We start from the raw sequence: 25,600 nt of genomic DNA, 5'->3' as shown, positions 1-25,600 counted from the left end.
ACGCCACTCGGATGAGTGGCCGACTGTCCCGGCGTCCTAGGGCGCCGGGACAGTCATCTGGACACAAGAGCGACAACGGGAGCCGGCCGAGCGACCGGTCATCCCGGCAAGACGGTACGGGAGACATCGGAATGCGTAACCGCGTCATCGCGGCAGCCACAGGAGTAGCGCTCGCCGCCATGCTCGTCGCAGCCCAGAGCTGGGCAGACGAAGACGAAATCGTGGTGGAAGACGTCGAGTTCACCGACGCGTACATGAGCGACCCCGGCAATATAAAACAGGGGCACGAAATCTGGTTGGAGCAGTGCCAGCACTGCCACGGGTCGAAGGCGTATCCCGGCAAGGCCCCGAAACTGAAGCCCCGGAAATATAAGCCGGATTTCGTTTTCTACAGGGTGACGAAAGGCTTCAAGGGTATGCCGCCCTGGAAGGACGTCTACAGCCTCGAGGAGAGGATGGCCGTCGTCTCCTATGTGATGAGCAAGGAGTTCTCGCCGTAATCTCCACGCCATAAGCTCTAAATGGCGTCAGCGTGTTCATGGAGCTCGCCCCGGTGCTCGCGCATGTAGATGCGGAACCAGGGGGCGTAGGTCTCGGGGCGCGCGGCAATGTCCGCCTCGATTTCGTCAAGGCTCATCCAGGCGATTTCTTCCACTTCGTCCGGATCCGGGACCACGAGCGGTCCGTCGGCCGGCAAACGCCCGTGAAACCGGTGCACGATCTCATTCTCGAAGAGGTCGCCGACCGGCGCCTGGTATTCGACGATCCCGAAGGGCGTCAGGTCGACGTTGAATCCGAGTTCCTCGCGCAGCCGCCTGTCGGCACAGTCGTGAGCGCTCTCGTCCCAGCGTGGATGCGAGCAGCACGTGTTCGCCCAAAGATGCGGCGAGTGATATTTCCCGGCCGCGCGTTTCTGCAATAGCAGCTTGCCGTCGCGAAAGACGAAGATGGAGACGGCCATGTGCCGGATGTTGTGCAGATGGGCGTCGAGTTTGCCCACCTGGCGCTGCATACCGTCGGCGTCGACCGCGACGATCACGTCGTCGGCGTCCGCGGGCCGTGGCCGGCTTTGTGCATTGGGATCGAGACGTGGCGGTGCGGTCATGGTTTGGCCTTCGGCTGCAGGCTGCGGATGGCATACCAGACCGGCAAAGGCAGAAGTGCCGCGAGCACGAGGGTCAAAAGCGGCCGGTCGGCGCCGTAGTACCCTGCCGTCGCGAAGGCGAACGCAAGCGGGACGACGCCGCACAGCATCGCCAGAACGAACCGATGAAGCGGCATGCGGGCCAGACCGGCCATGCACGAAATCACCTCGGGCAGGATGGGTAGCCAACGCGAGGCGGCGACAAGCCAGCCACCGGAATTCGCGAACAGGCGCTCGCCTTCGGCAAGCCCGTCCTCGCCGATCAGCCAGCGCGCCACGGGGCGCCCGAACCGGCGGCTCGCGCCGTATCCGACGAGCCCGGCCAGGACGAGGCCGACGGTCGCCACGGTGCCACCCAGAAACGGACCGTACAAAATGCCGCCGGCGGCGATAACGGCCGTGTTCGGCACCGGAATCAGGATATCGGCGACAAGCAGCGCGACGATGATCAGCCAAGCGTAGGATAGGCTGTCTGTGGCGGACTCCACCAATGCCGTCGTCGACCACAGGCGGTCCGTATGCTCTCCCCATATGGCGAAGGGGGCGGCAATGACGACCGCCAGACCGACGAACAGGGCGAGAAGGCGGACCATCCCGTCAATACCGGCGAAACGGGTGGCGAACGTCCTCATTCGATGATCAGCTTGTCCATGCCCCTTCGGGCTCCGGGCTCTTCGATCCTGGCATCACGCCCTCCGCGAAGGACCGAATTACCCTCGTAGAGGGTTCGCTGGTCGATCGCCGGTGGATTGAGCCAGTCGTCTTCCTTTATCTGCCCGCTCTGCCCGTAGGCGTCGAGTGCGTTCTGATAGCACGCGAGCCGGACATGCTCCTCCGGGACGCCGCTATCGAGGGCGAGCCTGGCCGTCTTCGGCACACCGAGCGGATCGGAGATGCCCCAGTCGCAGGCTGAATCGACGATGATCCGATCCGCCCCGTATTGGCGCAGGATCTCGACCATGCGGGCGTTGCCCATCTTGGTCGAGGGATAGATCGAGAACGCAGCCCAGAAGCCCCGATCGAGGACTTCGCGGACGGTCTCCTCGTTGTTGTGGTCGACAATGACCATCGCGGGGTCGAGCCCGTGCTCGAGGCAGACGTCCATGGACCGGCTGGTGCCCCGCTTCTTGTCGCGATGGGGCGTGTGGATCATCACCGGCAACGCGAGTTCCTTGGCAAGGTCGAGCTGGAGGCGGAAGTACTTGTCCTCCAGTTCCGTCTGCTCGTCGTAGCCGATCTCGCCGATGGCGACGACCGCCTCCTTCAGCGCGAAGCGCGGCAGGATCTCCATCACGCCTTCGGCCAGTTCCTGGTTGTTGGCCTCCTTCGAATTGAGGCCGATGGTGCAGTAGTGGCGGATGCCGAACTGGCCCGCGCGGAAGCGTTCGAAGCCGACGATGTGCGAAAGATAGTCGACATAGCTGCCGACATAGGTTCGTGGCTGGCCGAGCCAGAAGGCCGGCTCGATCAAGGCGACGACTCCGGCGGCCGCCATCGCCTCGTAGTCGTCCGTCGTACGCGAGATCATGTGGGCGTGCGGATCGATGAACATCATGGTACGCGCTTCCTCCACTCCCTTTCGGCCCGCGTTTTTCCGCGAAGCCCTGTTGGTCAAGGCCGTCGTCCCGGTTAGACCGGGACGACGTCTCTCCAGTGCAGCGTTCCGGCTTCTATCCCGGCGGTTTCGTCGGCCAGTTTCGCCAGGATCGCCTCGGCCTCGGGCGACGCACTTGCAGTCAGCGCCAGGGCGGCGGCGGACCGCTCGCGCGGATCCGGGCTGCCCGCGACGCGCTCAAGATCGGCGATCATGTCGCCTTCGGCGAACGGGCCGACGCAGCGCCAGATCTCCGGTGTTATCTGCCGGCCGGCCGCCCAACGCTCGTGGGCGTAGTCGCACATGATGCGGGCGAGCACGGGATTGGCGCGGTCATCGAGACCCTGGATGGGATCCAGCGTCGAGCCGATGAACAGCGCCTTCAGCACCATCTGGTTCCAACGGTTCTCGTCGAATTGCTCGCGCGGATAGGGATTGCGGTGGGCGACGGCCTCGAACACGGCCCGGACGTTGCCGCGCAGGCCCTCCCCGGCCTGGTCCACGAGTTTCTCCGGCGCCGGATAGAGCGGCAGGCCGGCGTACAGCGCGATCGCTTCGGCCACGTCGGCGGACCGGCAAAGCTCTTTGTAGGCATCGAGAAACGCGGCTTCGTTCCCGGAGAACGCGAGCAACGCCAACACCCGGGCCGCGGTCTCGATCGTCCATTGGCTCGGGTCCCATCCGGATCGCGCCGTGTCGGCCGCCACCAGGTCCCCGGCAGAGAGGTTCAGGTCGTCCTTGCCGAGGCGTCGCGGGATCATGCCGAGCGTAATGACCAGTTCGCGGTCGCCGCTGGCATCGCCAAGCTTGTTAAGCTGACCGTCGAGCCACTCTAGGCTCTGCGCGGATACACGGTGGCTCAGCCACTCGTGCAGTAGATCCGTCGGTGTGCCCATACCGGTGCCGTTTGTCGTTTTTGCCGACGATCCACCTGCCATGGCCGCCGCATTGATCCGAAGTATAGGGGTGGGTTTCGGCCGGTGAAAGACTGTGTCCTTGCCGCGCGCCGACAAGCACCATTAACCTGCGCCGATGAAATCGACCCTTGTCATTCTCGTTGTCGGACTGACTCCGTCGCTCGTCGGCAAGCATACGCCGAACCTCAAACGCCTCACCGCGGCCGGCGGCATGCGGCCCCTGACGACCGTTTTGCCCGCGGTGACATGCACGGCGCAGTCGACGCTTCTGACCGGGCTTATGCCGTCCGGCCACGGCGCCGTCGCCAACGGCTGGTATTTCCGCGACCTTTCCGAGGTCTGGCTTTGGCGGCAGTCGAACCGGCTGATCGGCGGCGAGAAGATCTGGGAGGCCGGGCGGAAGCGCGATGCGGCCTTTACCTGCGCCAAGATGTTCTGGTGGTACAACATGTACGCGTCGGCCGACTGGAGCGCGACGCCCAGGCCGATCTATTGCGCCGACGGGCGTAAGATCCCGGATCACTACGCCCATCCATCGGAGCTGCGGGACGAACTCGACGCGAAGCTGGGCCGTTTCCCCTTGTTCAAGTTCTGGGGACCGGCGACGGACATCACCGCGTCGAAATGGATCGCCGGCTCCACCGAGCATGTGATGACGACGCGCGATCCGACGCTGACGCTGACCTACCTGCCCCATCTCGACTATGACATCCAGCGCTACGGACCGGACCTCTCCCATCCGGCGGTGCAGACGTCGCTGGAGGAGGTCGACGCCGTCGTCGGCGGTCTGGTCACAGCGGCCGAACGCGACGGGCGGTCGGTGATCGTCGTGTCGGAGTACGGCATTACGCCGGTGAGCGATGCCATTCACATCAACCGCGCGCTACGGCAGGCAGCTTTGCTCGCGGTGCGCGACGAACTCGGGCACGAGCTGCTCGATGCCGGCGCGTCGCGGGCCTTCGCGGTGTCCGACCATCAGGTTGCCCATGTCTATGTCCGCGATCCGGCTGATATCGCTTCGGTGAAGTCCCTGATCGAAAGCCTCGACGGCGTCGAGGTCGTGCTGGACGCGGATGGCAAACGAGAGAACGGGCTCGATCACGAGCGGTCCGGAGAACTGGTTGCCGTCTCGCGCGCCGACCGCTGGTTCAGCTACTACTACTGGCTCGACGACGATCACGCGCCGGACTTCGCACGGCTGGTCGAGATCCATCGCAAGCCCGGCTACGATCCGGTCGAGTTGTTTGTCGATCCGGCAATCCGCAATCCGAAGCTCGCGGTCGGCTGGCGACTTGCCAAGCGGGCGATCGGGATGCGAAGCCTGCTCGACGTCATCTCGCTGAATGACGTGACGCTCGTGAAGGGCTCGCACGGTCGGCTGACGGACGATCCGAACGACGGACCGCTAGTCATTTCCAGCCGAGGCGATCTGCTGCCGGAGGGCGCCGTCGCCGCCACCGACTTCAAGCAGCTGGTTCTGGAGCACGTCTTCGGCTGATGCCGGTCAGGTTCCCGGAATATACCGCTGCGCGCCCCGCGTAACCGCGAAAAGGACGACGGCAACGACTGCCCACCCGGTTGCCCCCTCCCCGGCCAGATAGATCGCATCGAGCAAGGCGACACCGGCGATCAGGGTGACGACCGCGGTCGGCACGTCTCCCTTCCCGCGCCGCAACAATAGCCGCAGCGCCCAGCCGATCAGCACGGAAAACAGGATGAAGAACACGATGGCGATCGGCATCGCTGTCGACAGCCAGAGCCCGTAGACCCAGGGCACGGCGAGGAAAGCGAGAGGCCACAGGTTCTCGACACGGCCAAGCGACTCCTGTTTTGCAGCGTAGGTCAGGCCTACGATGTAGCAGAGCATGACGATCGCCGCGGCGATCAGCGGCCAGGGCAGCGCCGTGGTGAATGCCAGACCGACCGCGACATAGACGAGCGCGCGGCACAGCCCCATGAAGGCGGGGCTGAGCGGATTGGCCTTGTGGTACCAGTCATAGAAGACGATGGCGGACGCCAGCGCGAGGCCGCCGAGCGCCGGCCAAAAGCCTGTCGGCCCGGAAATGCCGACGAAGGCCAGAATGACGATGCAACCTCCAAGCATGGCGAAGCCTGCGCCAAAGACCGTTCCGCGCGAGACGACGCCGGACGGAATGGGCCGCTCCGGCCGTTCCCTCGCGTCGATGCGAGCGTCGAAGGCGTCGTTGAGATACATGCCGCCGACATAGGCAAGCGACGTCGCCAGCAGCAACGCCAGCGTACTCCACGCGGTCGCCTCTCCCCCGGCCAGGACGATTGCCGCGAGCGTGTTGGTCCAGACTGTCGGCACGTTGGAGACGCGGCCGAGCCTCAGCGCAATCTGCCAGCTCATCTGAGCAACTCGTCGGCGACCCAATCGAGTTCCCGGGCGATCGCCTCGCTTACCGCAACGGCGCGATACTCGTCGGGCAGAACGTCCCAGGTGTAGGTCTCGACCTCGAGATGCGGCGCGATAGGCTCCTCGCGGTGCAGCGCGAGGATTTCGCCAAGGAATGCCTGCGTCGTCGAGAAGGCGGCGAGATCGTGCAGGAAGACCGGCACGTGAAAATGCACGCGCCACTCGTGCCCGGCGGCCTTGTCGCTCTTGGCAAGGGCCTCGGGCAGATCGAGATAGCGGACGAGGCCGGCCGGCGTCTGTTCGACGACCTGATGCAGATAGGTCGGCTCGTCGAAGGGCATCAGCGCTGCGGCCATGCCGTCGTCCATGCGATGGATGCGCAGCGCGGAGGAGAGCTGCAGCTTCGGGATCGAAATCCCGGCGTCCTTCAGCGCCATGACGCTTTGGCGCGGATCCTCGAACTCGATGGCGGCGTGGCAGACGTCGTAGCAGACGCCGATGTGACGGCGCAGCGCCGCCTCGCAGTCGGAGTCGGACAGGCCGGTCGCATTGGCCAGGTGTTGTCGCGCGGCGCCGGCGAACAGGCCGTCCTCGAAGAAACCGACGGTCTCCTCGATGGTCTCGAGCAAGCAGCATGGCTCGGGTTCCAGCGCCAGGGCGATGTGGCGGCCGGTTTTCCGTTCCAGGTCGACGAGATGGGCGACGTGAGCAACGAAGTTCTCGACAATCCGATCGAGCCTGCCCTCCTCGTCCATCCAGCCCTTGAAGCTGCCCGGCACCGTGCTGATAGAGCCCATGGGGACATCGGCCGGCAGGATCGCGGCCAATATGTCCGCGAGCCGGTTGGTATAGGTCAGCCGCTCCGGGGTCGACCAATCCGGTGTGTACACGTTTTCCTTTACCCGGTCGCCGTGGAACGAGCCGTAGGGAAAGCCGTTGATGGTGAAGCAGTAGGTGTCGGTTTCGGCCAGGAAGGCACTCAGTTCCTCCTGCGCCTGCGGATGGACCAGCGCATCGGCGGCTTCCGCCGAAATCCGAAGGCCGAGGCCGAACGGGCGATCGGGCGAGACCATACGCTTCACCGCGGGCACGTGCAGGTGCAGGGAGTAGAGAAGCGCCGGCCAGCTCTCGCCGGGGTGGATGTTTGTGCAGTAGGTCAGAAGCCCGAGGTCCGGGCGACCCTCGATCCGCATCAGCCGGAGGCCCTATCGCGCAACCAATCGATCGACCCGGCGATCAGCGCATGATCCATCTCGTGCACTTCGGCGCCAACGCCGACGTCCTCGAGCAGCGTGATCGTCAACTCGCCGCCCAGGTGTTCCTGGAACTCGCGCAGGCCGTCGATCACGACGTGGCCGTCCTCGGCGTTGCGTTTGTCGAGCGCGGGATGCCAGAGCCGGAAGCCGAGCTGTTCCAGCAGACAGGCGACGCGCACGTCGGTGCCGGGTTCCAGCATGCCGGAGAGCACCGAATACCGGGTGTCGAGCGCGATGCCGATCGCTACCGCTTCGCCGTGGCGCAGATGATAGCGGGTCATCGTCTCCAGCCGATGTGCCGCCCAGTGTCCGAAATCCAACGGCCGCGCGCTACCGGTCTCGAACGGATCGCCGCCCTTTGCGATCTGGATCATGTGCAGTTCCGCGCAGCGCCGGATCATATGGGACATGGCCGCGCGCTCGAAGACGACGAGATCGTCGCAATGGCGTTCGAGCCACTCGAAGAACTCCCTGTCGCGGATCAGCGCCACCTTAACCGCCTCGGCCATGCCGGCGATCTTCTCGCGATCCGGCAACGCCTCGACGAAATCGAGGTCGTTGAGCACGGCGAACGGCGGCGCGAAGGTGCCGACGAAGTTCTTCACGCCGTTCAGGTTCACGCCGTTCTTCACGCCGACACCGGAGTCATTCTGCGACAGCACGGTGGTCGGCACGCGGATATGGCGAACGCCGCGATGGGTCGTGGTGGAGACGAGCCCGACGGCGTCGAGTACCGCGCCGCCGCCGATTGCCAGCACATAGGAATGGCGGTCGATATGGTGGTCGAACAAGGTCTGCTGGATCTGCTCGACGAAATGCAGATCGACCTTGATGCGCTCACCGCCGGGCACCGGAAACGGCTTGGCGACGAGATCGATGCGGTCGCCGTGGCGGGTGGCATAGGCGACGATATCGTCCGAGATCGCGGGACACGCGGCGAGAAGTCCGTCATCGACGAAAACGATGCAACGGTGGCGCTTTTGGGGTTCCTGGCGCGCAAGCGTATCGGCCAGGACCGGATTGTCCGGATCGAACAGTCCGCTCGTGAATACCACCGGATAGCGGAACGTGACCGTGAAGTCCTGCTCGTAGGTATGCGTTTCCGGCGTAACGATCAGGCCCGACCGATCCCGTCCCATCCGCGCTCTCTCCCTACTCGCCGCCCTTGTTCTTTGTGGTCTTCGCGACCGATTATGAATACGTTATGCCAGATCAAATAAGGGCTCAATGGCCGTCGGCGGCGTAACTGATTGGCCAAAAGCGGGAGGAATTCGATGCGGATCGTCTACGGCGTCATTTGTGTGATCATGCTGCTGTTCGTGGGCGTCCAGTACAACGATCCGGACGGTCCGTTGTGGATGCTGATCTACGGCGTCCCGGCGCTCCTGGCGGGGCTGGCCGCATGGCGGCCGGCGATCGTGCACCAGGGGATCGGCCGGGCGGCCCTTCTCGTCTGCCTCGGCCTGGCCGTTGCCGGCACGCTCTACTACTGGCCTACGATGCCGGGTTTCTGGAACATGCAGGTGTGGTGGGTCGAGGAAACGGCGCGCGAAGGCCTGGGCGTGATGATCATGGCCGCCGGGCTGCTCATCCTGGCGTTGCCATTGATGCTGCGGCGCGGATGATCGACGATCGACCGCCCGCGCCCATAAGTCCCCGGTTTAGTTCTCCGCGGCAAACGCTGCGCCAGCCGCCGCCGTTGCGGTGGCCGCCGTGGGCTTGGCGGCTTCTCCCGCCTGCTTGTCGTCTTCGTGGTCTTCAATGTCCTCGGCCTGCGGCACGTCGACGATGACGCGTTTCGGCGCGAACTTAATGCCGAATTCCTTGAACTTCTGCTGCACCTGTTCGTAGACCGCCTTGCGCACGCCCCACTGCTTGTTGGGCTTGGTCATGAACTTGCCGGAGACGATGAAGGCGGAGTCGTCCATCTTGATGACGCCCTGCGACTTGAACGGTTGGATGAAGTTCGGACCGAGATCGGGGTCGTCGAGCATCTCCTGGCCGATCTTCTTGAAGATCTTGCGGACCAGGTCGATGTCGGTGTCGTAGGGAACCCGGAAACGCAGCTTCATGATCACCCAGTCGCGGCTGTAGTTGGTGACCTTGCCGAGATCGCCGTAGGGCACGGTGTAGACCGCGCCGAGATAGCCGCGCAGCACCAGCGAGCGGGCATTGAACTTCTCGACCGTGCCGGCAACGTCGCCGCATTCGATGTACTCGCCGATGCGGAAGGCATCGTCCATCAGGAAGAACAGGCCGGAGATCAGATCCTTGACCAGGGTCTGGGCGCCGAAACCGACGGCAAGGCCGATAACGCCCGCTCCCGCGATCAGCGGCGCGATATTCACCCCCATCGATGCCAGGATCACCATAACGGCCATGACGGCGATCGAGATCTGCACGAACTTGCGGACGATCGGCAGGATCGTCTGCAGTCGCGTGCCGCTCGACATCATCGGCCCTTCCCCTTGCTCTTCGGGCTCCGGCGACTTGACCCGTTCCTCGGCCAGCTTGCGGTCGATCCAGCTGGCGGCGAACGACCAGCCGATATAGCCGAGCAGAGCGATGATGCCGACGTTCAGGAGGACACGCAGTACAAACTGGGCGATCGGATAATCCTGCGTCTTCGAGAAAACGTTGACCCCGATCACCATGGCGAAAGCCGCCAGCGACAGGATCAGGACCGTGATCGAAATCACCCGTTTGAGCACGCGCCGGTCGTGCAAAACGGCAGGCGAGGACTCGACGGCGGCATCGATATCCTCGGCAGAAGGTTCTGCCGGCTCGGACGGTTGCGCTTCGATCGTCGTTTTTACCCGCTCGCCGTCGTCGGGATCGGTGACGTAGACGACCGGCCTAGCCTTCACGGTCACGGGCCTGTCAGGGGCCAGAATGCCGCTCGCCACGGCGGTGACATACGGATTGAGCACGAACAGGATGAAGAAACCGATGGCCGCGTCGACCGGATCGAACCCGATCCCCAGAAGAAGGTCGTAGATCCCGATCAGGAACGCCACGATCACGTAGCCGAGGGCCAGGGCGAACCAACTCCATCCGGCGGCATCCTCGGCCCAGCGCGGTACCGATCCGTCCTTGATCGCGGTTTCGACGGCGCGCAACAGGTGATTGCGATACCGGGTTATGAACACGCACACCGAGGCCGTGAAGATGACGGCACTGATGAGTGCCCAAAGCCGCCAGACGTCGTGATCGACCTCCCACATAAGGCCGAGCGTGGCGAACAACAGAAGGGTCGTGCCCAGCGTTAGTTGCCGCCGTGTGCCGCGAACGAAATGGGCGGCGGCCTCGTCGTCGACCGGCATGATGCGCCAGCCGGGATGCTTGGGCAGGAATATGAACCGGACGACGGCGACGGATATGCGGGTGATGAGTATCGCCAGAAGCACCACGACTACGAAGTCGCGGCGGGCCAGCCCCCCATCCCAGACCATGAAGAACATACCGACGTAGCCGACCGCAAACGCGATGATCGCGCCGAGTCCGTGGAGGAGCTGTCCACCCGCGTGAGTCAGTTTTTGCCGTTCCGTGTCGGCGGGGTTCGCCTCGTAGCGCTCCACCATCTTGCGGGTGACGAACCGATAGGCGTACTCGACGGCGGCGCCGACCGCGACGAAGAGAACGAGGAACCGGATCACGAACCAGACACCGCCGGCGCCGACGGTGATCCCCAGCTTCTGTTCCATATGGCCGACGTATTGGTCGACCAGGTCGTCGAACCGAGAAAGGACGGCCGCCAGGTTGTCGCGAAGACGGGTGATATTGGACTTGAGGGTGGCGACCGACAGGACGGCCGTGGTCTGCCCTGCGTCGGCGTCGGCCGCGGGGGCCGAAACCTTGAGATAATACAGCAGAAGGTCCCTTGTCTGCGCGTCGGTCAGACGGCCGACCAGGGCTTGCCGTTCGCTGACCGAGAGCGGCGCGAGCTCGTCAGCCACCGTCTGGGGCGCGTTCGCGTCCGTGGACGCCGCTTCCTGGGCGGACACGAGAAGCGGTGTGGCGAGCAGGAAAGCGAGGAAAATCGCCGCGGGAGCCAATCTGCGAAGGAGCAATTCGCTCACCTTGCCAAGCGTGACCATCGGTTCAGACCTCCCGCACCTTATTGTAACCGCCAACCAATTAAAATTTTAGGCGCCTACATTCGGATTCAAGGCGCTGGTTTGTACAACTACAACAGCGACTCGCGTGACGTAAGATGCAATTGGCCTTTCCTCCGGCATTGACGCCTTTTGGCAATTGCCGTGCCGATTCAAGCCGGGCCGTCTATGCAACCGGCGCACCGACCTGCCAGCCATATTCGACGGCGGCGTCCGTTGCCCAGTCCCACAGCGAATTCGCAAGGCTCGTCATGGCGAACAGGTCGAACCTGTCGTCGTCGAGGCGGATGATGGTGGCGCCCATATGGTGGATGCCGGCATTCGTCGCCGACATCGGCGCGAACCGGGAAATGTCGAACGAGACGCCCTTCTGCATCAGCGTCGCGGCCGGTTCGCCGGAAATGCGCACGCCGGCGCGCCCGTGGGTGTGGTCAACGACCGTGCCTTCGTCCAGGATCATCCCCGTTTCGAGGCGACCCGCCAGTCCGGATTGCTGAGCGATCACGGTAATTCGGCCGGGCGCGGTCGAGAGGCAGACAATGCCGGGACCGGCGACCACGCGGCTAGGCTCGGGTAGTGCCGAAACGCCCAATATGCCGGCAATATTCGATTTTTCGCTCCAGAGCGCGATTTCCACGACGGAGCCCGGACGGCGCTCGGAGAGAGTGATGGCAGCGGTACCGCCTACCGGATTTCCTGTGCCGGGAACGGCGAGCGAAGCAAGCGGGAAACGCTCAGACATGCATCCTGCTCCCGTCGGGGTCGTAAAACCGCGGATCGCGGACCTCTACCGGCAGATGGCGGCCGCGTACGGGATCGGCCGCGTAAAGCGTTTCACCCTGCATTTCCCGGCCGGTCTCGACGAGTGCCAACGCGATGTATTGCTCCAGCGCGGGGCTGTAGGCGTTGGCGGTCACGTGGCCGAGGCTGCGTTCGGGCTCGTTCGGTCGGGAGCTACGAACGATCTGCGCCCCGTTCGGAATGCTTTGGCGGCTGGGAGATACGAGTCCGACGAGTGTCTGACGCCTGTCGCCGATAAGACCCGGCCGGCTCGCCATCGCGTTCCCGATGAAATCCTTCTTCTTCGACAGCATGCCGGACAGGCCCAGGTCTGCGGCGGTCGTGCGGCCGTCGATTTCGGAGCCGGCGACGTGGCCTTTCTCGATGCGCAGCGTGCCCAGTGCTTCCAGGCCATATGGCGTGACACCGAAATCCTTTCCGGCCAGAAGCAAGCCTTCCCACAGCGCGGTTCCGAAGCGGGCCGGGACATAGACCTCGTAGGCGAGCTCACCGGAGAAGGAAAGCCGCGCGACCATGCCCGGCCAGCCGAGTATCGTGGCCTTGCGAACGCCGAGATGCGGCAGCCCCTCGTCGGACATGTCGGCATCCTCAACGATGCGCGACAGCACCGCGCGCGAGTCCGGCCCCGACAGGGCGACGCTCGCCCAGACGTCGGTCACAGACGTGAGGTTCACCTTCAACTCGGGCCAGACGGCTGAAAGCAGGAATTCGAGCTTCTGCATGACCGCGCCGGCATTTGCCGTCGTGGTGGTCATCAGGAACCGGGAGTCGGAAAGCCGCCAGCTCGTGCCGTCGTCGAACAGGACGCCGTCGTCGCGCAGCATCAGCCCATAGCGCGCCTTGCCGACGGCGAGCGTGGAAAACGTGTTCGTGTAGACGCGGTCGAGGAACTCGGCTGAATCGGGGCCCTGCACGTCGATCTTGCCGAGCGTCGACACGTCGGCGATGCCGACGCTGTCGCGAACGCTGCGGGCCTCGCGGACATAGGCCTGCTCTAGGGTTTCGCCGGGTCGGAGATAGGCGCGTGGACGAAGCCACATGCCCGCCGGGATCATCGTCGCGCCATTCGCCAGATGCCAGTCGTGCATCGGCGTCTTGCGCACCGGGCGGATATGATGCCCGGGCTCGCGGCCGCCGAGTGCGCCGAGGCTGACGGGCGTGTACGGCGCGCGGAAGGTCGTGGTGCCGACGGCACCGATCGCCTCGCCACGAAGTGCCGCCATCATCGCCAGCCCGGCGACGTTGGAGGTCTTGCCCTGGTCTGTCGCCATGCCGAGTGTCGTGTACCGCTTCAGGTGCTCGACCGAGCGGTAGCCCTCCCTGTGCGCGAGCCTGACATCGGCTGCAGTCACGTCGTGCTGCTGGTCGACAAAGATCTTGGCCTTGGCGCCGCGCGGGCTTTCCACGACACGCAAGGAAAGCGGGGCATCGTCCGTTCGGGGGGGCTCGGTCTCGGCCGTTGCGTCAGCCTCCACGTCGAAACCCGCCGCGATGGCGGCGTCCCGTCCGACCTTCGCGCCGTCCTGAAGACAGGCGGCAAGGCCGAAAACACCGTGACAGGCGCCGGCCGAGCGCCAACGCTCGCGCGCCTCGCCGGGCAGGAAGATGTCCCGATCCTTGTCGAAGACCGGGCGCGAACCGGCCTGGCTGTGCAGGTGGGCGGCCGGCATCCAGCCCGCGCTCGTCGCGCAGACATCGGCGGACAGCGTTTCGACCTTGCCGGCGCTGCGGCCTTCGCCGTCGACGGAGGCGATCTCCACTCCGGATACGCCCCGTGAACCGGCGACGCGGACGACGGCGGCCCCGGTTCGTGCGGCAATCCCGGATTTCTCGGCTCGCGATGCAAGATCGGCCGGAGCGTTGTCGCGCGGATCGACAATCGCGCTGACACCCACGCCGGCTTCCGCCGCCGCCAGCGCGGTTTCCCAGATGCCGTCGTGGCCACCGAAGAAGACGACGCTTCGGCCCGCGCCGACTCCATAGGCATGGGCGTAGCGCCCGACCGCGCCGGCGAGCATGACGCCGGGGAGATCGTTGCCGTCGACGAGGACCGGTTGCTCGAAGGCGCCGGTTGCGAGCACGACCTCGGCCGCGCGGATCGTCCAATGGCGATGACGCGGCAGGTGCGCGGGCTTGCTCGCCAAGTGGTCGGTCACCCGCTCGACGGCGGCGAGCTGGTTCTGGTCGTAGTAGCCGTAGACCGTGGTGCGCGGCATCACCCGAACGTTCGGGAAGGCCGCGAGCGCCGTCACCGTCGCCCTGGCCCACTGGCCCGCGGGCAGTGCGTTGATCCTGCCCGCCTCGGCGAACAGCCAGCCGCCGGGCTCGCCCCCGTCGTCGGCCAGCACGACACGGGCCCCGGATCGGGCCGCAGCGATCGCGGCCGACAGTCCCGCCGCGCCGCCGCCGACCACCAGCACGTCGCAGAACAGATGGGACTTCTCGTAGCGATCCGGATCGCGCTTGCGGCTCGCCCTGCCCATGCCGGCTGCGCGGCGGATGAAACGCTCGTAGAAGCGCCAGGCCCCTCGCGTCGGCCCCATGAATGTCTTGTAGTAGAAGCCTGCGGTGAAGATCGGCGACAGCAGACCGTTGAGCGCCATCACGTCGAACGTGAGGCCCGGCCAGCGGTTCTGGCTGGTGGCGACCAGGCCCTCGTGGAGTTCGGCGACCGTCGCGCGCACGTTCGGTTCGGCACGCGCCCCCTCCCCGATCGTCAGCAGCGCGTTGGGTTCCTCGACCCCACAGGAGACGATGCCGCGCGGGCGGTGATACTTGAAGCTGCGGCCGACGACGCGCGCGCCGGAGGCGATCAAGGCCGAGGCGACGGTATCGCCTTCCACGCCGCGCATCGCCTTGCCATCGAAGGTGAAGGCCAATGGCCGATCGCGGTCGATCAGCGCGCCACCGGATGAAAGCCGGTAGCCGCTCATTCCGCCACCCTTCCGGCGAACCGGCCGAGCAGCGTCACGCCGAGGATCTCGTGGGTCAGGGTATCGCGCTCGACCTTGAGCCAGGAGCGGCAGCCCTGGGCGTGCTGCCAGTACTCGGTGTGCGGCCCACGCGGGTTCTCGCGGTCATAGACGGCGACACACCATTCTTCGGCGGAGGCGTCGAGGGCTGGACGCGGGACCGTCGCGTCGCCCCCGTAGGCGAACTCCGCCACGCTGCGTTCGCCGCAAACCGGACAGGAGATGCGCATTGTCCGTCAGCCCCTCAGTGATGCCATGGCACGGGCCCGGCGCCGCGTTCGTCGATGACCGCGCCGCTGTGAAACCGGTCCAGCGTGAAGGCGGCATTCAGGTCGTGCGGGGCGTCCCTGGCGATCGTCCAGGCGAAGCACCAGCCCGAGGCGGGCGTCGCCTTGAAGCCGCCGTAGCACCAGCCGGAATTGAGATACAGGCCCGGCAGCGGTCCGGTCGCGATGATCGGGCTGCCGTCAATCGACATGTCCATGATGCCGCCCCAGCTTCTCAGAAGCCGCAGCCGGCCATAGGACGGGAACATGGTCAGCAACAGGCTGGCGACATCTTCGACCACGGGAAGATTGCCGCGCTGGGCATAGGAGTTGTAGCCGTCGATATCGCCCCCGAAGACGAGGCCGCCCTTGTCGGACTGGGAGACGTAGAGGTGGCCGGCGCCGAAGGTGACGACGGTGTCGAGCAGCGGTTTCAACGGCTCGGAGACGAATGCCTGCAGCACGTGGCTTTCGATCGGCAGGCGCTCGATGCCGGCCAGTTTCAGAACATGGCCAGTCGAGCCGGCGACCGCGACGCCGACCTTGCCGGCGCCTATCTCGCCGCGTGTCGTCGCGACGCCGGTGATGCGGCCGGTCGCGTCGCGCAAGAAACCGACGACCTCGCAATTCTCGATGATATCGACGCCGCGCCGGTCGGCGCCGCGGGCAAAGCCCCAGGCAACGGCGTCGTGACGCGCCGTGCCGCCACGCGGCTGCAGCAGACCGCCGTGGATCGGAAATCGGGCGTCCGGCGAAACATCGAGATCGGGAACGAGCCTGGCGACATCCTCGCGCTGCAGGAGCTCCGCATCGATGCCGGCGAGCCGCATCGCGTTGCCGCGCCGAGCGTAGGCATCCATCTGTGCGGGCGAATGGGCGAGGTTCAGGACCCCGCGCTGGGAAAACATGACGTTGTAGTTGAGGTCGTGGGACAGGCCTTCCCACAGCTTCATCGACCATTCGTAGAAATGCGAATTGGCCGGCAGCAGATAGTTGGAACGGACGATCGTGGTGTTGCGGCCGACATTGCCGCCACCGACATAGCCCTTTTCAAGTACCGCGACATCGGTGATGCCGTGTTCCTTGGCCAGGTAGTAGGCGGTCGCCAGACCGTGGCCGCCGCCGCCCACGATGATTACGTCGTAGCGCGGCTTCGGCGTCGCCGCCCGCCAGGCCGGCTTCCACGACCGGTTGCCGGTCAGGGCATTGGCGATCAGCGAGAAAACGGAGTACTCGGCCACGTAATCTTCCCGTCAGGCGTAACGCGTTCGTCAATCATACTGTGAATTGATGGCAGATACCGGGTTCCCCGGGCATCGGGATTCCGACAGGCTGCCAATGTCAACGCGACGCCGGCCGCTTGCAACGCGGCGACGGCGGCACTATCGGGTACTGACGCTGAGTGAGGCGCCCTTGAGCCAGGCCCCAGAAAACGGACCATACGTCGTCGCCTTCGGATTGGTCGAGCGCTTCTCGCTCATGAGCGAGGTTGCCGCGATCGATACGATGCGCATCGCCAATCGACTGCTTGGTCGCGACGTCTATCGCTGGCAACTGCTGTCGTTGAGCGGCGGGCCGGTGACGGCATCCAATGGCATCCGCATAGAGTGCGAAGGCGGTTTCGATGTCGCCGAACGCGCCGATCTGTTCTTCATCTGCGCGGGTCTGGTGCCGCTGCCGCAGCCGCTGAGCGCCTATCACGCCGCATTGCAGCGTGTCGCCCGGGCCAATGTCGCTCTCGGCGGCCTGTCGACCGGGACGTTCCTCCTGGCCAGCGCCGGCCTTCTCGACGGCTATCGCTGCACGGTGCACTGGGAGAACCGGCCGGCGTTCATGGAAATGTTTCCCGGTATCGACTGCACCGCGAAGGTCTATGAGATCGACCGCGACCGGTACACGACATCCGGCGGCGCGGCGTCGGTCGACCTGATCCTTCAGATCGTTACCCAACAGCACGGCGCCGATCTCGCGGCGGCGATCGCGAACCAGCTTCAGCACGACCGCATCCGGCCGGCCGACGAGGAGCAGCGGCTGGGCAATCAGACCTTCCTGCATCCCCTGCCCGGCAAGCTGCGCATGGCGATCGAGATCATGACGAGCCATCTCGAGGCGCCGTTGGCGACCGCCACCATTGCCTACCGGACGGGGCTTTCGGCCCGCCAGCTCGAGCGGCTGTTCCAGCGGTATCTGCAGGTGACGCCGGCGCGCTACTACATGCGGCTGCGGCTGGAGCGGGCCCGGGACCTGCTTCTGCATACGAACGTTCCGATTCTCGACGTGGCGGTTGCGACCGGATTCACGTCGAGCTCGTATTTTTCGCAGTGCTACCGGCAGGCCTTCGTGCAGACGCCCTCGGCGACGCGGCGGATCGCCGTCATGGCTGGTGAGCGAACGGATCCACGCGGCGCTAGCGGCGGGAAATGAGCGTCCTCAGCGCTTCGGCGACGATTTGCGTTGCAGCCCTCAGGTCGCCGAGCTGCAGATGCTCGTCGGCGCTGTGCGCATTGGCCTCCAGGATCGACCGCGGACCAGCGCCGTAGAGCACCGTCGGTATTCCGACGGCCGTGTAATGGCGCGCATCCGTATAGAGCGGAACGCCCGTCGGCTTAATCTCGAGGCCGAGTACCCTGCGTGCCGGTCCCTGCAGCGCGGCGATCAGTCTTTCGGAACCGGGCAGCTCGCGCAGCGGCTCGGCGAGCATGATGCGCCGACATTCGACGACGGCGCCGGGGATGGCTTTGGCGGCGGTCTCGATCAGGTGGATCAGCTTGGATTCCACTTCCGAGCCGACTTCGTCGGGAATGATCCGCCGGTCGATGCGCAGCGTCACGCGATCCGGCACGACGTTGGTGTTGATGCCGCCCGATATCAGGCCGACGGTCAGCTTGGGCGAGCCGATTCCCGGGATCGCGCTCTCGATGCCGCCGAGGGAATGGCGTTCCTGATAGAGCGAGGTCAGGATCGCGTTCGCCGCCTCCAGCGCGTCGATGCCGGATTCCGGCATGGCCGCATGCGCCTGCCGTCCGCGCACCGTCACTTCCAGATGCAAGCATCCGTTGTGGGCGGTTGTAATCGCGTAGGAGAAACCGGCTGAAATGGCGTAGTCCGGCATCGTGAGGCCCTGGTCGAGCAGCCATTTCGGCCCGACATAGCCGCCGGTTTCCTCATCGTAGGTCAGGTGCAGCTCGATGGTGCCGTCAAGGCCGTCCGGGTCGGCTTCGAGCGCCTTCAACGCGAAGGCGTAGGTCGCGAAGTCGGATTTCGAGACCGCGACGCCGCGGCCAAAGATCGCTGCGTCCTTCTCCTCGGCGCCATAGGGATCGACCGTCCAGCCGTCGCCGGGCGGCACCACGTCGCCATGGGCGTTGAGCGCGACCGTCGGACCGGCACCCGCGCCGAAGCGGCGGCGCACGATCAGGTTCTCAACGCTCTTCATGCCGTGTTGCTCGACGAGATCGGAAGGAACCGGATGGCGTTCGACCTCGAAACCGAGCTCTTCGAGAATGACGGCGGTCCGTTCGGCGTGCCGGATACAGTCGCCGGGCGGGTTATCGCTCGGGATACGCACCAGCTCCTTCAGGAAGGCGACCTCGTCGGTCCAGTTGGCTTCGATGGCGTCGGTCATGTCCGGCCTCCCTTCACTCCGCGATCCGGTCTTCGAGCCGGAACCGCATGATACGGCATACCTGTTCGAGCGCGGTTTCGAATTCGGCCGCGCGGTCGTTGTCGATCCGCGCTTCGAAAGCCGCGAGGATGTCGTGTTTCGTGGCGCCGCGCACGGCCAGGATGAACGGGAAGCCGAAACGGTCGCGGTAGGCCGTGTTCATCTCGGTGAAACGGGCGAATTCTTCCGCCGTCAGGCGGTCCAGTCCTGCCCCGGACTGCTCCGAGCGGGAGTCGGCGCCGATCTCGCCGGCGATCGCCGCGCGGCCGGCAAGATCGGGATGGGCTCTGAGCAGCGCGAGGCGATCGTCGGCGTTGGCGGAACGAACCGCCCGCGCGAAGGCGCTGATTATCGCCGAACGATCCGTGAATGGCCGTTCGGCCGCAGCGCGTTCAGCGACCCAGGGCGAATGCTCGGCGATATCGGCGAAGGCGGCGACGAAGGAGGCCGGATCCATCGCGTTCACATCGGCAACAGATAGTCGCGTCACTGCCGACCCTCGATCCAGGCACCAAGCTGGTCACGCTCTTGGTCGGTCATGCTGGTTTCGTTGCCGAGCGGCATGGCGTCGCCGCGTACCGCCTGCGCCATCACCCGCTCGGCGAAGCGACGCAGGTCGGGGATGGTGTCGAGCGCGACGTCGGCCGGCGGCACCTCGAAACCGTCGTGGGTGGGCCGAGGCGAATGGCACATGACGCAATGCTTGTCGAGGATCGCCAGCACCTCCCGATCGCTCGGCACGGGGACAGCCGTCTCCGGTCTTGGTTCCGGCTGCGTCAGGAAGATCGCGCCGACGAGGCCGAGGGCCGCCACCAGCAGCGCCCACGAGTAGGTCGGGAACGCGTCGCCGGCATCCGCACGGTTGATGAAATGGCGCACCATGGCGCCGATCACCAGGATGAAGGCGACGATCAGCCATGTGTGCGGATGGCTGTAGAGCATCGGATAGTGACCGCTGACCATCATCAGCAGCACCGGCAGGGTCAGGTAATTGTTGTGTGTCGAACGCTGCTTGCCGATCTGACCGAGCCTCGGATCGGGATCCTCCCCCTGCAACAGCGAGGCCGTCATCTTCCGCTGGTTGGGGATGATCACCATGAAGACGTTGGCGGCCATCATGGTTCCGACGAGCGCGCCCACATGGACCAGCGCGGCGCGGCCGGAGAAGACTTGGCTGTACAGATAGGCGGCTAGGCACACCTCGGCGAAAACGGCGAGACCGAGCAGCGCCGGGTTGCGGCCGATGGGAGATCGGCACAGGCCGTCATAGATCAGCCACCCGGCCGCCAGGCTTGCGACCGAAATGGCGATCGCTTCGCGCGGCGCGAGGTCGAGGACCTGCGGATCGATCAGATAGGCGGTGGCGTTGAAATAATACTGCAGGATCAGGAGGGCGAAGCCCGTGACCCAAGTCAGATAGGCTTCCCAGATGAACCAGTGCAGGTCCTCCGGCAGCCTGGCCGGCGCAACCGAGTATTTCTCGATGTGATAGAACCCGCCGCCGTGCACCAGCCACGAGGTTCCGTAGACGCCGGGGTTCATTTTCTCGCGCTGGCGCAGGCTGAGGTCCAGCCAGACGAAATAGAAGGACGCGCCGATCCAGCCCACCCCGAAGACGAAATGGGCCCACCGCACCAGCAGGTTCAGCCAGTCGACGAGGAAGACGAGCATGGCGGTCCGGGCGTTGTCGGGCGCCGGAACGATCCCGGCGCCCGGTTTTTCTCAGGTCAGCGCATCTAGTTCGGCAGCTTGTCGTCGATGCCCTTCACGTACCAGTTCATGCCGAGCAGCTCCTCGTCGCCGATCACCTCGCCTTCCTTGGCGGCGAGCGTGCCGTCCTGCTTGTAGATCGGCCCGGTAAAGGGATGCAGCTTGCCCGAGCGGATCGCTTCCTCGGTTTCGGCGGCTTCCTTGGCGACATCGTCTGGCATGTTCGTGTAGGGCGCCATCAGGACCATCTTTTCCGCGAAACCGCCCCAGGTGTCGTCCGCCTCCCAGGTGCCGTCGAGCACGGCCTTGACGCGATTGGTGTAGTAGACCGACCAATCGTCGACGATCGCGGTAAGCTGGGCATCCGGACCGAACTGGATCATGTCCGAGGCCTGGCCGAAGGCATGGATGCCGCGCTGCTGGGCGACCTGCATGGCCGCGGGCGAATCCGTGTGCTGGACGATGATGTCCGCGCCCTGGTCGATCAGCGCCTTGGCGGCGTCCGCCTCCTTGCCCGGATCGAACCAGGAATTGACCCAGATGATCTTGACCTGGGCGTCGGGACGCACGGACTGCAGTCCGAGCATGAACGCGTTGATGCCGCGCACCACCTCGGGGATCGGGAAGGAGACGATGTAGCCGATGATGGCGTTCTCGCTCACGCGGCCGGCGATCTTGCCGATCACGTAACGGCCTTCGTAGAAGCGGGCCGAATAGGTGCCGAGATTGTCGGCGCGCTTGTAGCCGGTGGCATGCTCGAACTTCACGTCCGGGTACCTGGCGGCCACCTTGACCGTCGGGTTCATGAAGCCGAACGAGGTGGTGAAGACGATCGCGTTGCCGTCGGCGGCAAGCTGGTTGATGACGCGTTCGGCGTCCGGTCCTTCCTCGACATTCTCGACATAGGACGTCTCGATCTGGTCGCCGAGCGCTTTCTCGACGGCCAGGCGCCCCTGATTGTGTTGGTAGGACCAGCCGAAATCGCCGATCGGACCTACATAGACCCAGGCGGCCTTGGTCTTGTCCTGAGCGTGCGCCGCTGCCAGGCTCAATCCCAGCGCGGCGGCAGCGAGTAGCAGTCTTTTCATCACGCAACTCCTCTGTTGAACGGGCCATTCTTCCAATCTGTCCGGCGCGACCGTGGCCGTGGCGATGCGCCGTATGGGGTCCTCTTTCCGGTTCACCTCACCTGTCGGGCACGAACGGGACGCCGAGGCAAAGCGGCGTGTTGGCGCGCGCCCGCGTGCGTTCGTAGGAAATGACGACCAGCACGATGATGGTCGCCAGATAGGGCAGCGCCGACATCAGCTGGGAGGGTATGCCGATACCAGCGCCCTGGGCGTGGAACTGCAGGATCGTGATGGCGCCGAACAGATAGGCGCCGACGATCGCCCGCCACGGTATCCACGAGGAAAACACCACTAGCGCCAGCGCGATCCAGCCCCTGCCCGCGGTCATCTCCTCGACCCATAGCGGGGTGTAGGACAGCGACAGGTAGGCGCCGGCCAGACCGGCGCAGGCGCCGCCGAACAGGATCGCGAGATAGCGTACCCGCGCGACCGGCAGCCCCAGCGAATGGGCGGAGTTGTGGTTGTCGCCGACCGCCCTCAAGGTGAGACCCGCGCGCGTCCTGCGCAGGAACCAGGCGACGCCAAACACCAGCGCGAAGGACACATAGACCAGCGTGTCCTGTCCGAACACGACCGGGCCGATGAACGGCGCATCGCTCAATCCCGGGAAGTCCAGTTTCGGCAGCGGAGCGCGGTCGACGCCGACATAACCGTCGCCGATGACACCGGATACGCCGATGCCGAACAGGGTGAGCGCGAGGCCGGTGGCAACCTGGTTGGTGGCGAAAGAAACGGTGAGCACGGCGAAGATCACCGACAGGCCAGCGCCGGCCAGCGCCCCGGCGATGATGCCGAGAAGGCCGCTGTCCATTTCCACGGCGATGGCGAAGGCGCAGACCGCGCCCATGATCATCATGCCCTCGACACCGAGATTGAGGACGCCGGATCGCTCGACCACGAGTTCGCCGATTGCCGCCAACAGCAGGGGCGTCGAGGCGGTGATGACGGTCAGGATGAGGGGTTCCAGCCAGCCCATAGTCATGTCCTCGCGTCACCGGCGGACGCCGCCCGAGGCCGATAGAGCCGCAGCCGATAGTAGATCAGCGTGTCGCAGGCCAGGATGAAGAACAACAGGATGCCCTGGAACACCTTGGCGACGTCAAGCGGCAGGCCGAGGCGGATCTGGGCCGCCTCGCCGCCGATGAAGGATATCGACATGACGATGCCGGCGAAGACGATTCCGATCGGATTGAGCCGGCCGAGGAAGGCGACGATGATCGCGGTGAAACCGTAGCCGGGCGAGATGGTGGGCAGGAGCTGGTTGAGCGTGCCCGACACCTCGGCGATACCGGCAAGGCCGGCAAGCGCGCCGGAGGCCAGGAACACGAACAGGACCATGCCCTTGTCGCCGAACCCGGCAAAACGGGCCGCCTTGGGCGCCTGGCCGACCGTGCGTATCTCGAAGCCCTTCAGTGTCGTCGGCAGGGCGAAGGCCATGACGATCGCGAGCACGAAAGCGAACAGGACGCCCAGATGAAGCCGGCCGCCCGAGCTCAATCCGGGCAGCGTCGCGGCCGAGGAGAACAGCGCGCTTTCGGGGAAGTTGTAGCCTGCCGGGTCGCGTAGCGGTCCGCGCACCAGATAGTCGATGAGCAGCAGCGCCACGTAGGTCAGCATCAGGCTGGTCAGGATCTCGTTGGCGCGGAACACGGTCTTCAGCAGCGCCGGGATCGCCGCCCAAAGCATGCCGCCGACGATGCCGGCGAGTAGAACCGCGACCAGCACGAGCGGTGTATCCATGTCGGCGAGCGTCAGCGCCAGCCATCCGCCGAAGACGGCGCCCAGCGTGTACTGCCCCTCCGCGCCGATATTCCAGACATTGGCCTGAAAGCAAAGCGAGAGGCCCAGCGCGATCAGGATCAGCGGCGAGGCCTTCACTAGCACTTCCTGCGCCGAATAGGCACTCGTTACCGGAGAGATGAAATAGGTGTAGAGACCCTCGATCGGGCTTATCCCGGCCAGCAGGAACAGGATCGCGCCGGCTATCAGCGTCAGGCCGATGGCGATGACCGGCGAGAGAACGGTCATCAGTTGCGAGTGTGCCGCCCGGCGATCGAGTTCAAGCCGCATCGCTGTCCTCCGCGGACCCGGAGGCGTGGACGCCGCCCATCAACAGGCCGACCTTCTCCATCGACATGTCGCGGGCGGGGTGCGCGGCGGACAGCCGGCCGTGCGAGATCGCGGCGATGGAATCGGCAATCTGGAAGATTTCGTCAAGGTCCTGCGAGATAACGACGACGGCGCTACCCGCCGCCGCCAGATCGATCAACGCCTGTCGGATGACAGCCGCCGCGCCTGCGTCGACACCCCAGGTCGGCTGGCTCAGCACGAAGACACCGGGATCGCGCCGCATCTCGCGGCCAACGACGAATTTCTGCAGGTTTCCCCCCGACAGGCTGCCGGCTTCCGGATCCGGCCCGCCGACCCGCACGTCGAAGCGCCGGATGATCTCGGCGGCATAGGTCTTCGCCGTCCGCGAATTGATGATCCCGTTGCCGACGAGGTGCTCGGTCGCGTGGCCGGACAGAAGCACGTTGTCGGAGAGCTTGAAGCGGGCGACGGCCGCCTCGCCGATCCGCTCCTCCGGTGCGAAGGCGGCGCCTAGTTTCCGGCGTGCGTTGATGTCGGCGCGTCCCACCGCGTTGCCGTCGATCGAGACGGTGTCGGGCCGTGTTGCCGGGACGATGCCGGCGAGTGCCTGGAACAACTCCTCCTGGCCGTTGCCCGCCACGCCGGCGATGCCGAGAATCTCGCCCCCGCGCACCTCGAAGGAAATGTCGCGCAAGGCCGTACCCAGCGGATCTTCGGGCGTGGTCGACAGGTGATCGACCCTGAGGCGCACAGGACCGCGTTCATGCTTGCCCGGCGGCTTCACTTCCGCGATGTCGGCCCCGACCATCATGCGCGCCAGCGTCGCCGCCGTTTCGCGGCCGGGATCGCAGGTCGCGACCACCTTGCCGCGCCGAAGGACCGTGGCCGTCGAGCAGATGCGTTTCACCTCCTCCAGCCGGTGGCTGATATAGAGGATGGCGCAGCCTTCATTCGCGAGGCGGACGAGCGTCTCGAACAGCTTGTCGGCTTCCTGCGGGGTCAGGACGGCCGTCGGCTCGTCCATGATGATGAGCCGCGGGTTCTGCATCAGGCAGCGGACGATCTCGATGCGCTGGCGCTCGCCGACCGACAGCGAATAGACGTGGCGGTTCGGATCGAGCGGCAGGCCATAGTCACGGGAGATCTCGCGGACGCGGCCTGCGACATCGCGGACCGGGGCGCCCTTCGGCAAGGCGAGCGCGATGTTCTCGGCCACGGTCAGCGCCTCGAACAGCGAGAAGTGCTGGAACACCATGCCGATGCCGAGCGCCTGGGCGTCGGACGGGGCCCTGAGGCGGACCGGCCGGCCGCGCCACAGCACATCGCCGCCGTTCGGTTCCAGAATGCCGTAGAGGATCTTGACCAGGGTCGACTTGCCGGCGCCATTCTCGCCCAGCAGGGCGTGGATCTCGCCCTCCCGAACGACGAGATCGACGGTATCGTTGGCGATCACCGTGCCGAAATGCTTCGTGATGTTGCGCGCCTCGAGCAACGGACCGTCGTCGCGATCAGTGATGTCCGCCCCGGACATGCGTTCCACCCCTCCCCGTCGCGGCGTTCCTT

General features: G+C 65.4%; 23 protein-coding genes. 4 read left to right on the top strand and 19 right to left on the bottom strand.

Features of this window, described 5'->3' with window-relative positions; translation table 11 throughout:
* Positions 1-131: 131 nt before the first annotated feature.
* On the top strand, positions 132-500 hold the full coding sequence (locus ACSF9G_RS11515) for a c-type cytochrome (RefSeq protein ID WP_436641629.1): 369 nt from the start codon (positions 132-134) through the stop codon (positions 498-500).
* Between the two features lie 17 nt (positions 501-517).
* On the opposite strand, the gene idi is transcribed toward ACSF9G_RS11515, so the two are convergent.
* The 4 genes from idi to ACSF9G_RS11495 form a co-directional block, all read right to left on the bottom strand.
* Complete coding sequence (gene idi, locus ACSF9G_RS11510; protein ID WP_436641627.1) at positions 518-1,039, bottom strand: isopentenyl-diphosphate delta-isomerase; 522 nt, start codon at positions 1,037-1,039, stop codon at positions 518-520.
* A 62-nt stretch (positions 1,040-1,101) separates the two neighbouring features.
* Positions 1,102-1,776 carry a TVP38/TMEM64 family protein gene (locus tag ACSF9G_RS11505; RefSeq protein ID WP_436641625.1) on the bottom strand — a complete coding sequence of 225 codons (675 nt, stop codon included), beginning with the start codon at positions 1,774-1,776 and terminating at the stop codon, positions 1,102-1,104.
* Entirely contained in the window at positions 1,773-2,699 is a 927-nt protein-coding gene (locus tag ACSF9G_RS11500; protein ID WP_436641623.1) for a TatD family hydrolase, read from the bottom strand. The genes ACSF9G_RS11505 and ACSF9G_RS11500 overlap by 4 nt, the downstream gene beginning before the upstream one ends.
* A 74-nt stretch (positions 2,700-2,773) precedes the next feature.
* Positions 2,774-3,751: an EboA domain-containing protein gene (locus ACSF9G_RS11495; RefSeq protein WP_436641621.1), complete on the bottom strand. Its 978-nt coding sequence runs from the start codon at positions 3,749-3,751 to the stop codon at positions 2,774-2,776.
* A 19-nt stretch (positions 3,752-3,770) separates the two neighbouring features.
* Here ACSF9G_RS11495 and ACSF9G_RS11490 point away from each other — a divergent pair, with 19 nt between their 5' ends.
* Positions 3,771-5,153 carry an alkaline phosphatase family protein gene (locus ACSF9G_RS11490; protein WP_436641619.1) on the top strand — a complete coding sequence of 461 codons (1,383 nt, stop codon included), beginning with the start codon at positions 3,771-3,773 and terminating at the stop codon, positions 5,151-5,153.
* A gap of 6 nt (positions 5,154-5,159) precedes the next feature.
* On the opposite strand, the gene ACSF9G_RS11485 is transcribed toward ACSF9G_RS11490, so the two are convergent.
* From ACSF9G_RS11485 to ACSF9G_RS11475, 3 genes are read right to left on the bottom strand one after another with little or no spacing between them, the layout of a single operon-like run.
* Complete coding sequence (locus tag ACSF9G_RS11485) at positions 5,160-6,026, bottom strand: UbiA family prenyltransferase (RefSeq protein ID WP_436641617.1); 867 nt, start codon at positions 6,024-6,026, stop codon at positions 5,160-5,162.
* Positions 6,023-7,225: a metabolite traffic protein EboE gene (gene eboE, locus ACSF9G_RS11480; RefSeq protein WP_436641615.1), complete on the bottom strand. Its 1,203-nt coding sequence runs from the start codon at positions 7,223-7,225 to the stop codon at positions 6,023-6,025. The genes ACSF9G_RS11485 and eboE overlap by 4 nt, the downstream gene beginning before the upstream one ends.
* On the bottom strand, positions 7,225-8,427 hold the full coding sequence (locus tag ACSF9G_RS11475) for a 3-dehydroquinate synthase (RefSeq protein ID WP_436641613.1): 1,203 nt from the start codon (positions 8,425-8,427) through the stop codon (positions 7,225-7,227). Before ACSF9G_RS11475 ends, eboE begins: the two co-directional genes overlap by 1 nt.
* Before the next feature lie 135 nt (positions 8,428-8,562).
* Between ACSF9G_RS11475 and ACSF9G_RS11470 the strand changes: the two genes are divergently transcribed.
* A complete protein-coding gene (locus ACSF9G_RS11470; RefSeq protein ID WP_436641611.1) occupies positions 8,563-8,913 on the top strand; it encodes a transmembrane 220 family protein in 351 nt (116 codons plus the stop codon).
* Between the two features lie 36 nt (positions 8,914-8,949).
* Here ACSF9G_RS11470 and ACSF9G_RS11465 read toward each other — a convergent pair whose 3' ends face one another.
* The 5 genes from ACSF9G_RS11465 to ACSF9G_RS11445 form a co-directional block, all read right to left on the bottom strand.
* Positions 8,950-11,385 carry a mechanosensitive ion channel family protein gene (locus ACSF9G_RS11465; protein ID WP_436641609.1) on the bottom strand — a complete coding sequence of 812 codons (2,436 nt, stop codon included), beginning with the start codon at positions 11,383-11,385 and terminating at the stop codon, positions 8,950-8,952.
* 184 nt (positions 11,386-11,569) lie between these two features.
* A complete protein-coding gene (locus tag ACSF9G_RS11460; RefSeq protein ID WP_436641607.1) occupies positions 11,570-12,145 on the bottom strand; it encodes a sarcosine oxidase subunit gamma in 576 nt (191 codons plus the stop codon).
* On the bottom strand, positions 12,138-15,137 hold the full coding sequence (locus ACSF9G_RS11455; protein ID WP_436641605.1) for a sarcosine oxidase subunit alpha family protein: 3,000 nt from the start codon (positions 15,135-15,137) through the stop codon (positions 12,138-12,140). The genes ACSF9G_RS11460 and ACSF9G_RS11455 overlap by 8 nt, the downstream gene beginning before the upstream one ends.
* Positions 15,134-15,406, bottom strand: a complete 273-nt coding sequence (locus ACSF9G_RS11450) for a sarcosine oxidase subunit delta (RefSeq protein WP_436641603.1) — start codon at positions 15,404-15,406, stop codon at positions 15,134-15,136. The genes ACSF9G_RS11455 and ACSF9G_RS11450 overlap by 4 nt, the downstream gene beginning before the upstream one ends.
* Positions 15,407-15,420: 14 nt before the next feature.
* Positions 15,421-16,683 (bottom strand): sarcosine oxidase subunit beta family protein, encoded by a 1,263-nt coding sequence (locus ACSF9G_RS11445; protein ID WP_436641601.1) that lies wholly within the window; start codon positions 16,681-16,683, stop codon positions 15,421-15,423.
* A 172-nt stretch (positions 16,684-16,855) separates the two neighbouring features.
* On the opposite strand from ACSF9G_RS11445, the gene ACSF9G_RS11440 reads away from it, so the two are divergent.
* Positions 16,856-17,866 carry a GlxA family transcriptional regulator gene (locus ACSF9G_RS11440; RefSeq protein WP_436641599.1) on the top strand — a complete coding sequence of 337 codons (1,011 nt, stop codon included), beginning with the start codon at positions 16,856-16,858 and terminating at the stop codon, positions 17,864-17,866.
* On the opposite strand, the gene ACSF9G_RS11435 is transcribed toward ACSF9G_RS11440, so the two are convergent.
* The 7 genes from ACSF9G_RS11435 to ACSF9G_RS11405 form a co-directional block, all read right to left on the bottom strand.
* A complete protein-coding gene (locus ACSF9G_RS11435; protein WP_436641597.1) occupies positions 17,850-19,067 on the bottom strand; it encodes a M20/M25/M40 family metallo-hydrolase in 1,218 nt (405 codons plus the stop codon). The two genes, ACSF9G_RS11440 and ACSF9G_RS11435, sit on opposite strands and share 17 nt — an antisense overlap.
* 13 nt (positions 19,068-19,080) lie before the next feature.
* A complete protein-coding gene (uraD, locus tag ACSF9G_RS11430; RefSeq protein WP_436642134.1) occupies positions 19,081-19,563 on the bottom strand; it encodes a 2-oxo-4-hydroxy-4-carboxy-5-ureidoimidazoline decarboxylase in 483 nt (160 codons plus the stop codon).
* A 29-nt stretch (positions 19,564-19,592) separates the two neighbouring features.
* Positions 19,593-20,777 carry a urate hydroxylase PuuD gene (locus tag ACSF9G_RS11425; RefSeq protein ID WP_436641595.1) on the bottom strand — a complete coding sequence of 395 codons (1,185 nt, stop codon included), beginning with the start codon at positions 20,775-20,777 and terminating at the stop codon, positions 19,593-19,595.
* A gap of 65 nt (positions 20,778-20,842) precedes the next feature.
* Entirely contained in the window at positions 20,843-21,907 is a 1,065-nt protein-coding gene (locus ACSF9G_RS11420; protein ID WP_436641593.1) for a BMP family ABC transporter substrate-binding protein, read from the bottom strand.
* Between the two features lie 94 nt (positions 21,908-22,001).
* The gene (locus ACSF9G_RS11415) at positions 22,002-22,922 is read right to left on the bottom strand and encodes an ABC transporter permease (RefSeq protein ID WP_436641591.1); all 921 of its coding nucleotides are present in this window, start codon (positions 22,920-22,922) and stop codon (positions 22,002-22,004) included.
* A gap of 2 nt (positions 22,923-22,924) precedes the next feature.
* Positions 22,925-24,016, bottom strand: a complete 1,092-nt coding sequence (locus ACSF9G_RS11410) for an ABC transporter permease (RefSeq protein WP_436641589.1) — start codon at positions 24,014-24,016, stop codon at positions 22,925-22,927.
* Positions 24,006-25,568: an ABC transporter ATP-binding protein gene (locus ACSF9G_RS11405; protein WP_436641587.1), complete on the bottom strand. Its 1,563-nt coding sequence runs from the start codon at positions 25,566-25,568 to the stop codon at positions 24,006-24,008. Before ACSF9G_RS11405 ends, ACSF9G_RS11410 begins: the two co-directional genes overlap by 11 nt.
* Positions 25,569-25,600: the final 32 nt, after the last annotated feature.

It is taken from the genome of Microbaculum mangrovi, assembly GCF_051390635.1.
In the GTDB taxonomy this organism is placed as follows: domain Bacteria; phylum Pseudomonadota; class Alphaproteobacteria; order Rhizobiales; family Tepidamorphaceae; genus Microbaculum.
Note: the sequence above shows the minus strand (reverse complement) of the source record. Positions and strands in the feature narration are given on the sequence as shown.

Excerpts from the sequence above, each read along its gene's own strand:
- ACSF9G_RS11415 (WP_436641591.1), bottom strand. The coding sequence starts at position 22,922 with ATGGGCTGGCTGGAACCCCTCATCCTGACCGTCATCACCGCCTCGACG.
- ACSF9G_RS11475 (WP_436641613.1), bottom strand. The coding sequence starts at position 8,427 with ATGGGACGGGATCGGTCGGGCCTGATCGTTACGCCGGAAACGCATACC.
- ACSF9G_RS11405 (WP_436641587.1), bottom strand. The coding sequence starts at position 25,568 with ATGTCCGGGGCGGACATCACTGATCGCGACGACGGTCCGTTGCTCGAG.
- ACSF9G_RS11485 (WP_436641617.1), bottom strand. The coding sequence starts at position 6,026 with ATGAGCTGGCAGATTGCGCTGAGGCTCGGCCGCGTCTCCAACGTGCCG.
- ACSF9G_RS11470 (WP_436641611.1), top strand. The coding sequence starts at position 8,563 with ATGCGGATCGTCTACGGCGTCATTTGTGTGATCATGCTGCTGTTCGTG.
- uraD (WP_436642134.1), bottom strand. The coding sequence starts at position 19,563 with ATGGATCCGGCCTCCTTCGTCGCCGCCTTCGCCGATATCGCCGAGCAT.
- ACSF9G_RS11455 (WP_436641605.1), bottom strand. The coding sequence starts at position 15,137 with ATGAGCGGCTACCGGCTTTCATCCGGTGGCGCGCTGATCGACCGCGAT.
- eboE (WP_436641615.1), bottom strand. The coding sequence starts at position 7,225 with ATGCGGATCGAGGGTCGCCCGGACCTCGGGCTTCTGACCTACTGCACA.
- ACSF9G_RS11450 (WP_436641603.1), bottom strand. The coding sequence starts at position 15,406 with ATGCGCATCTCCTGTCCGGTTTGCGGCGAACGCAGCGTGGCGGAGTTC.
- ACSF9G_RS11490 (WP_436641619.1), top strand. The coding sequence starts at position 3,771 with ATGAAATCGACCCTTGTCATTCTCGTTGTCGGACTGACTCCGTCGCTC.
- ACSF9G_RS11465 (WP_436641609.1), bottom strand. The coding sequence starts at position 11,385 with ATGGTCACGCTTGGCAAGGTGAGCGAATTGCTCCTTCGCAGATTGGCT.
- ACSF9G_RS11505 (WP_436641625.1), bottom strand. The coding sequence starts at position 1,776 with ATGAGGACGTTCGCCACCCGTTTCGCCGGTATTGACGGGATGGTCCGC.
- ACSF9G_RS11460 (WP_436641607.1), bottom strand. The coding sequence starts at position 12,145 with ATGTCTGAGCGTTTCCCGCTTGCTTCGCTCGCCGTTCCCGGCACAGGA.
- ACSF9G_RS11515 (WP_436641629.1), top strand. The coding sequence starts at position 132 with ATGCGTAACCGCGTCATCGCGGCAGCCACAGGAGTAGCGCTCGCCGCC.
- ACSF9G_RS11500 (WP_436641623.1), bottom strand. The coding sequence starts at position 2,699 with ATGATGTTCATCGATCCGCACGCCCACATGATCTCGCGTACGACGGAC.
- ACSF9G_RS11425 (WP_436641595.1), bottom strand. The coding sequence starts at position 20,777 with ATGCTCGTCTTCCTCGTCGACTGGCTGAACCTGCTGGTGCGGTGGGCC.
- ACSF9G_RS11410 (WP_436641589.1), bottom strand. The coding sequence starts at position 24,016 with ATGCGGCTTGAACTCGATCGCCGGGCGGCACACTCGCAACTGATGACC.
- ACSF9G_RS11435 (WP_436641597.1), bottom strand. The coding sequence starts at position 19,067 with ATGACCGACGCCATCGAAGCCAACTGGACCGACGAGGTCGCCTTCCTG.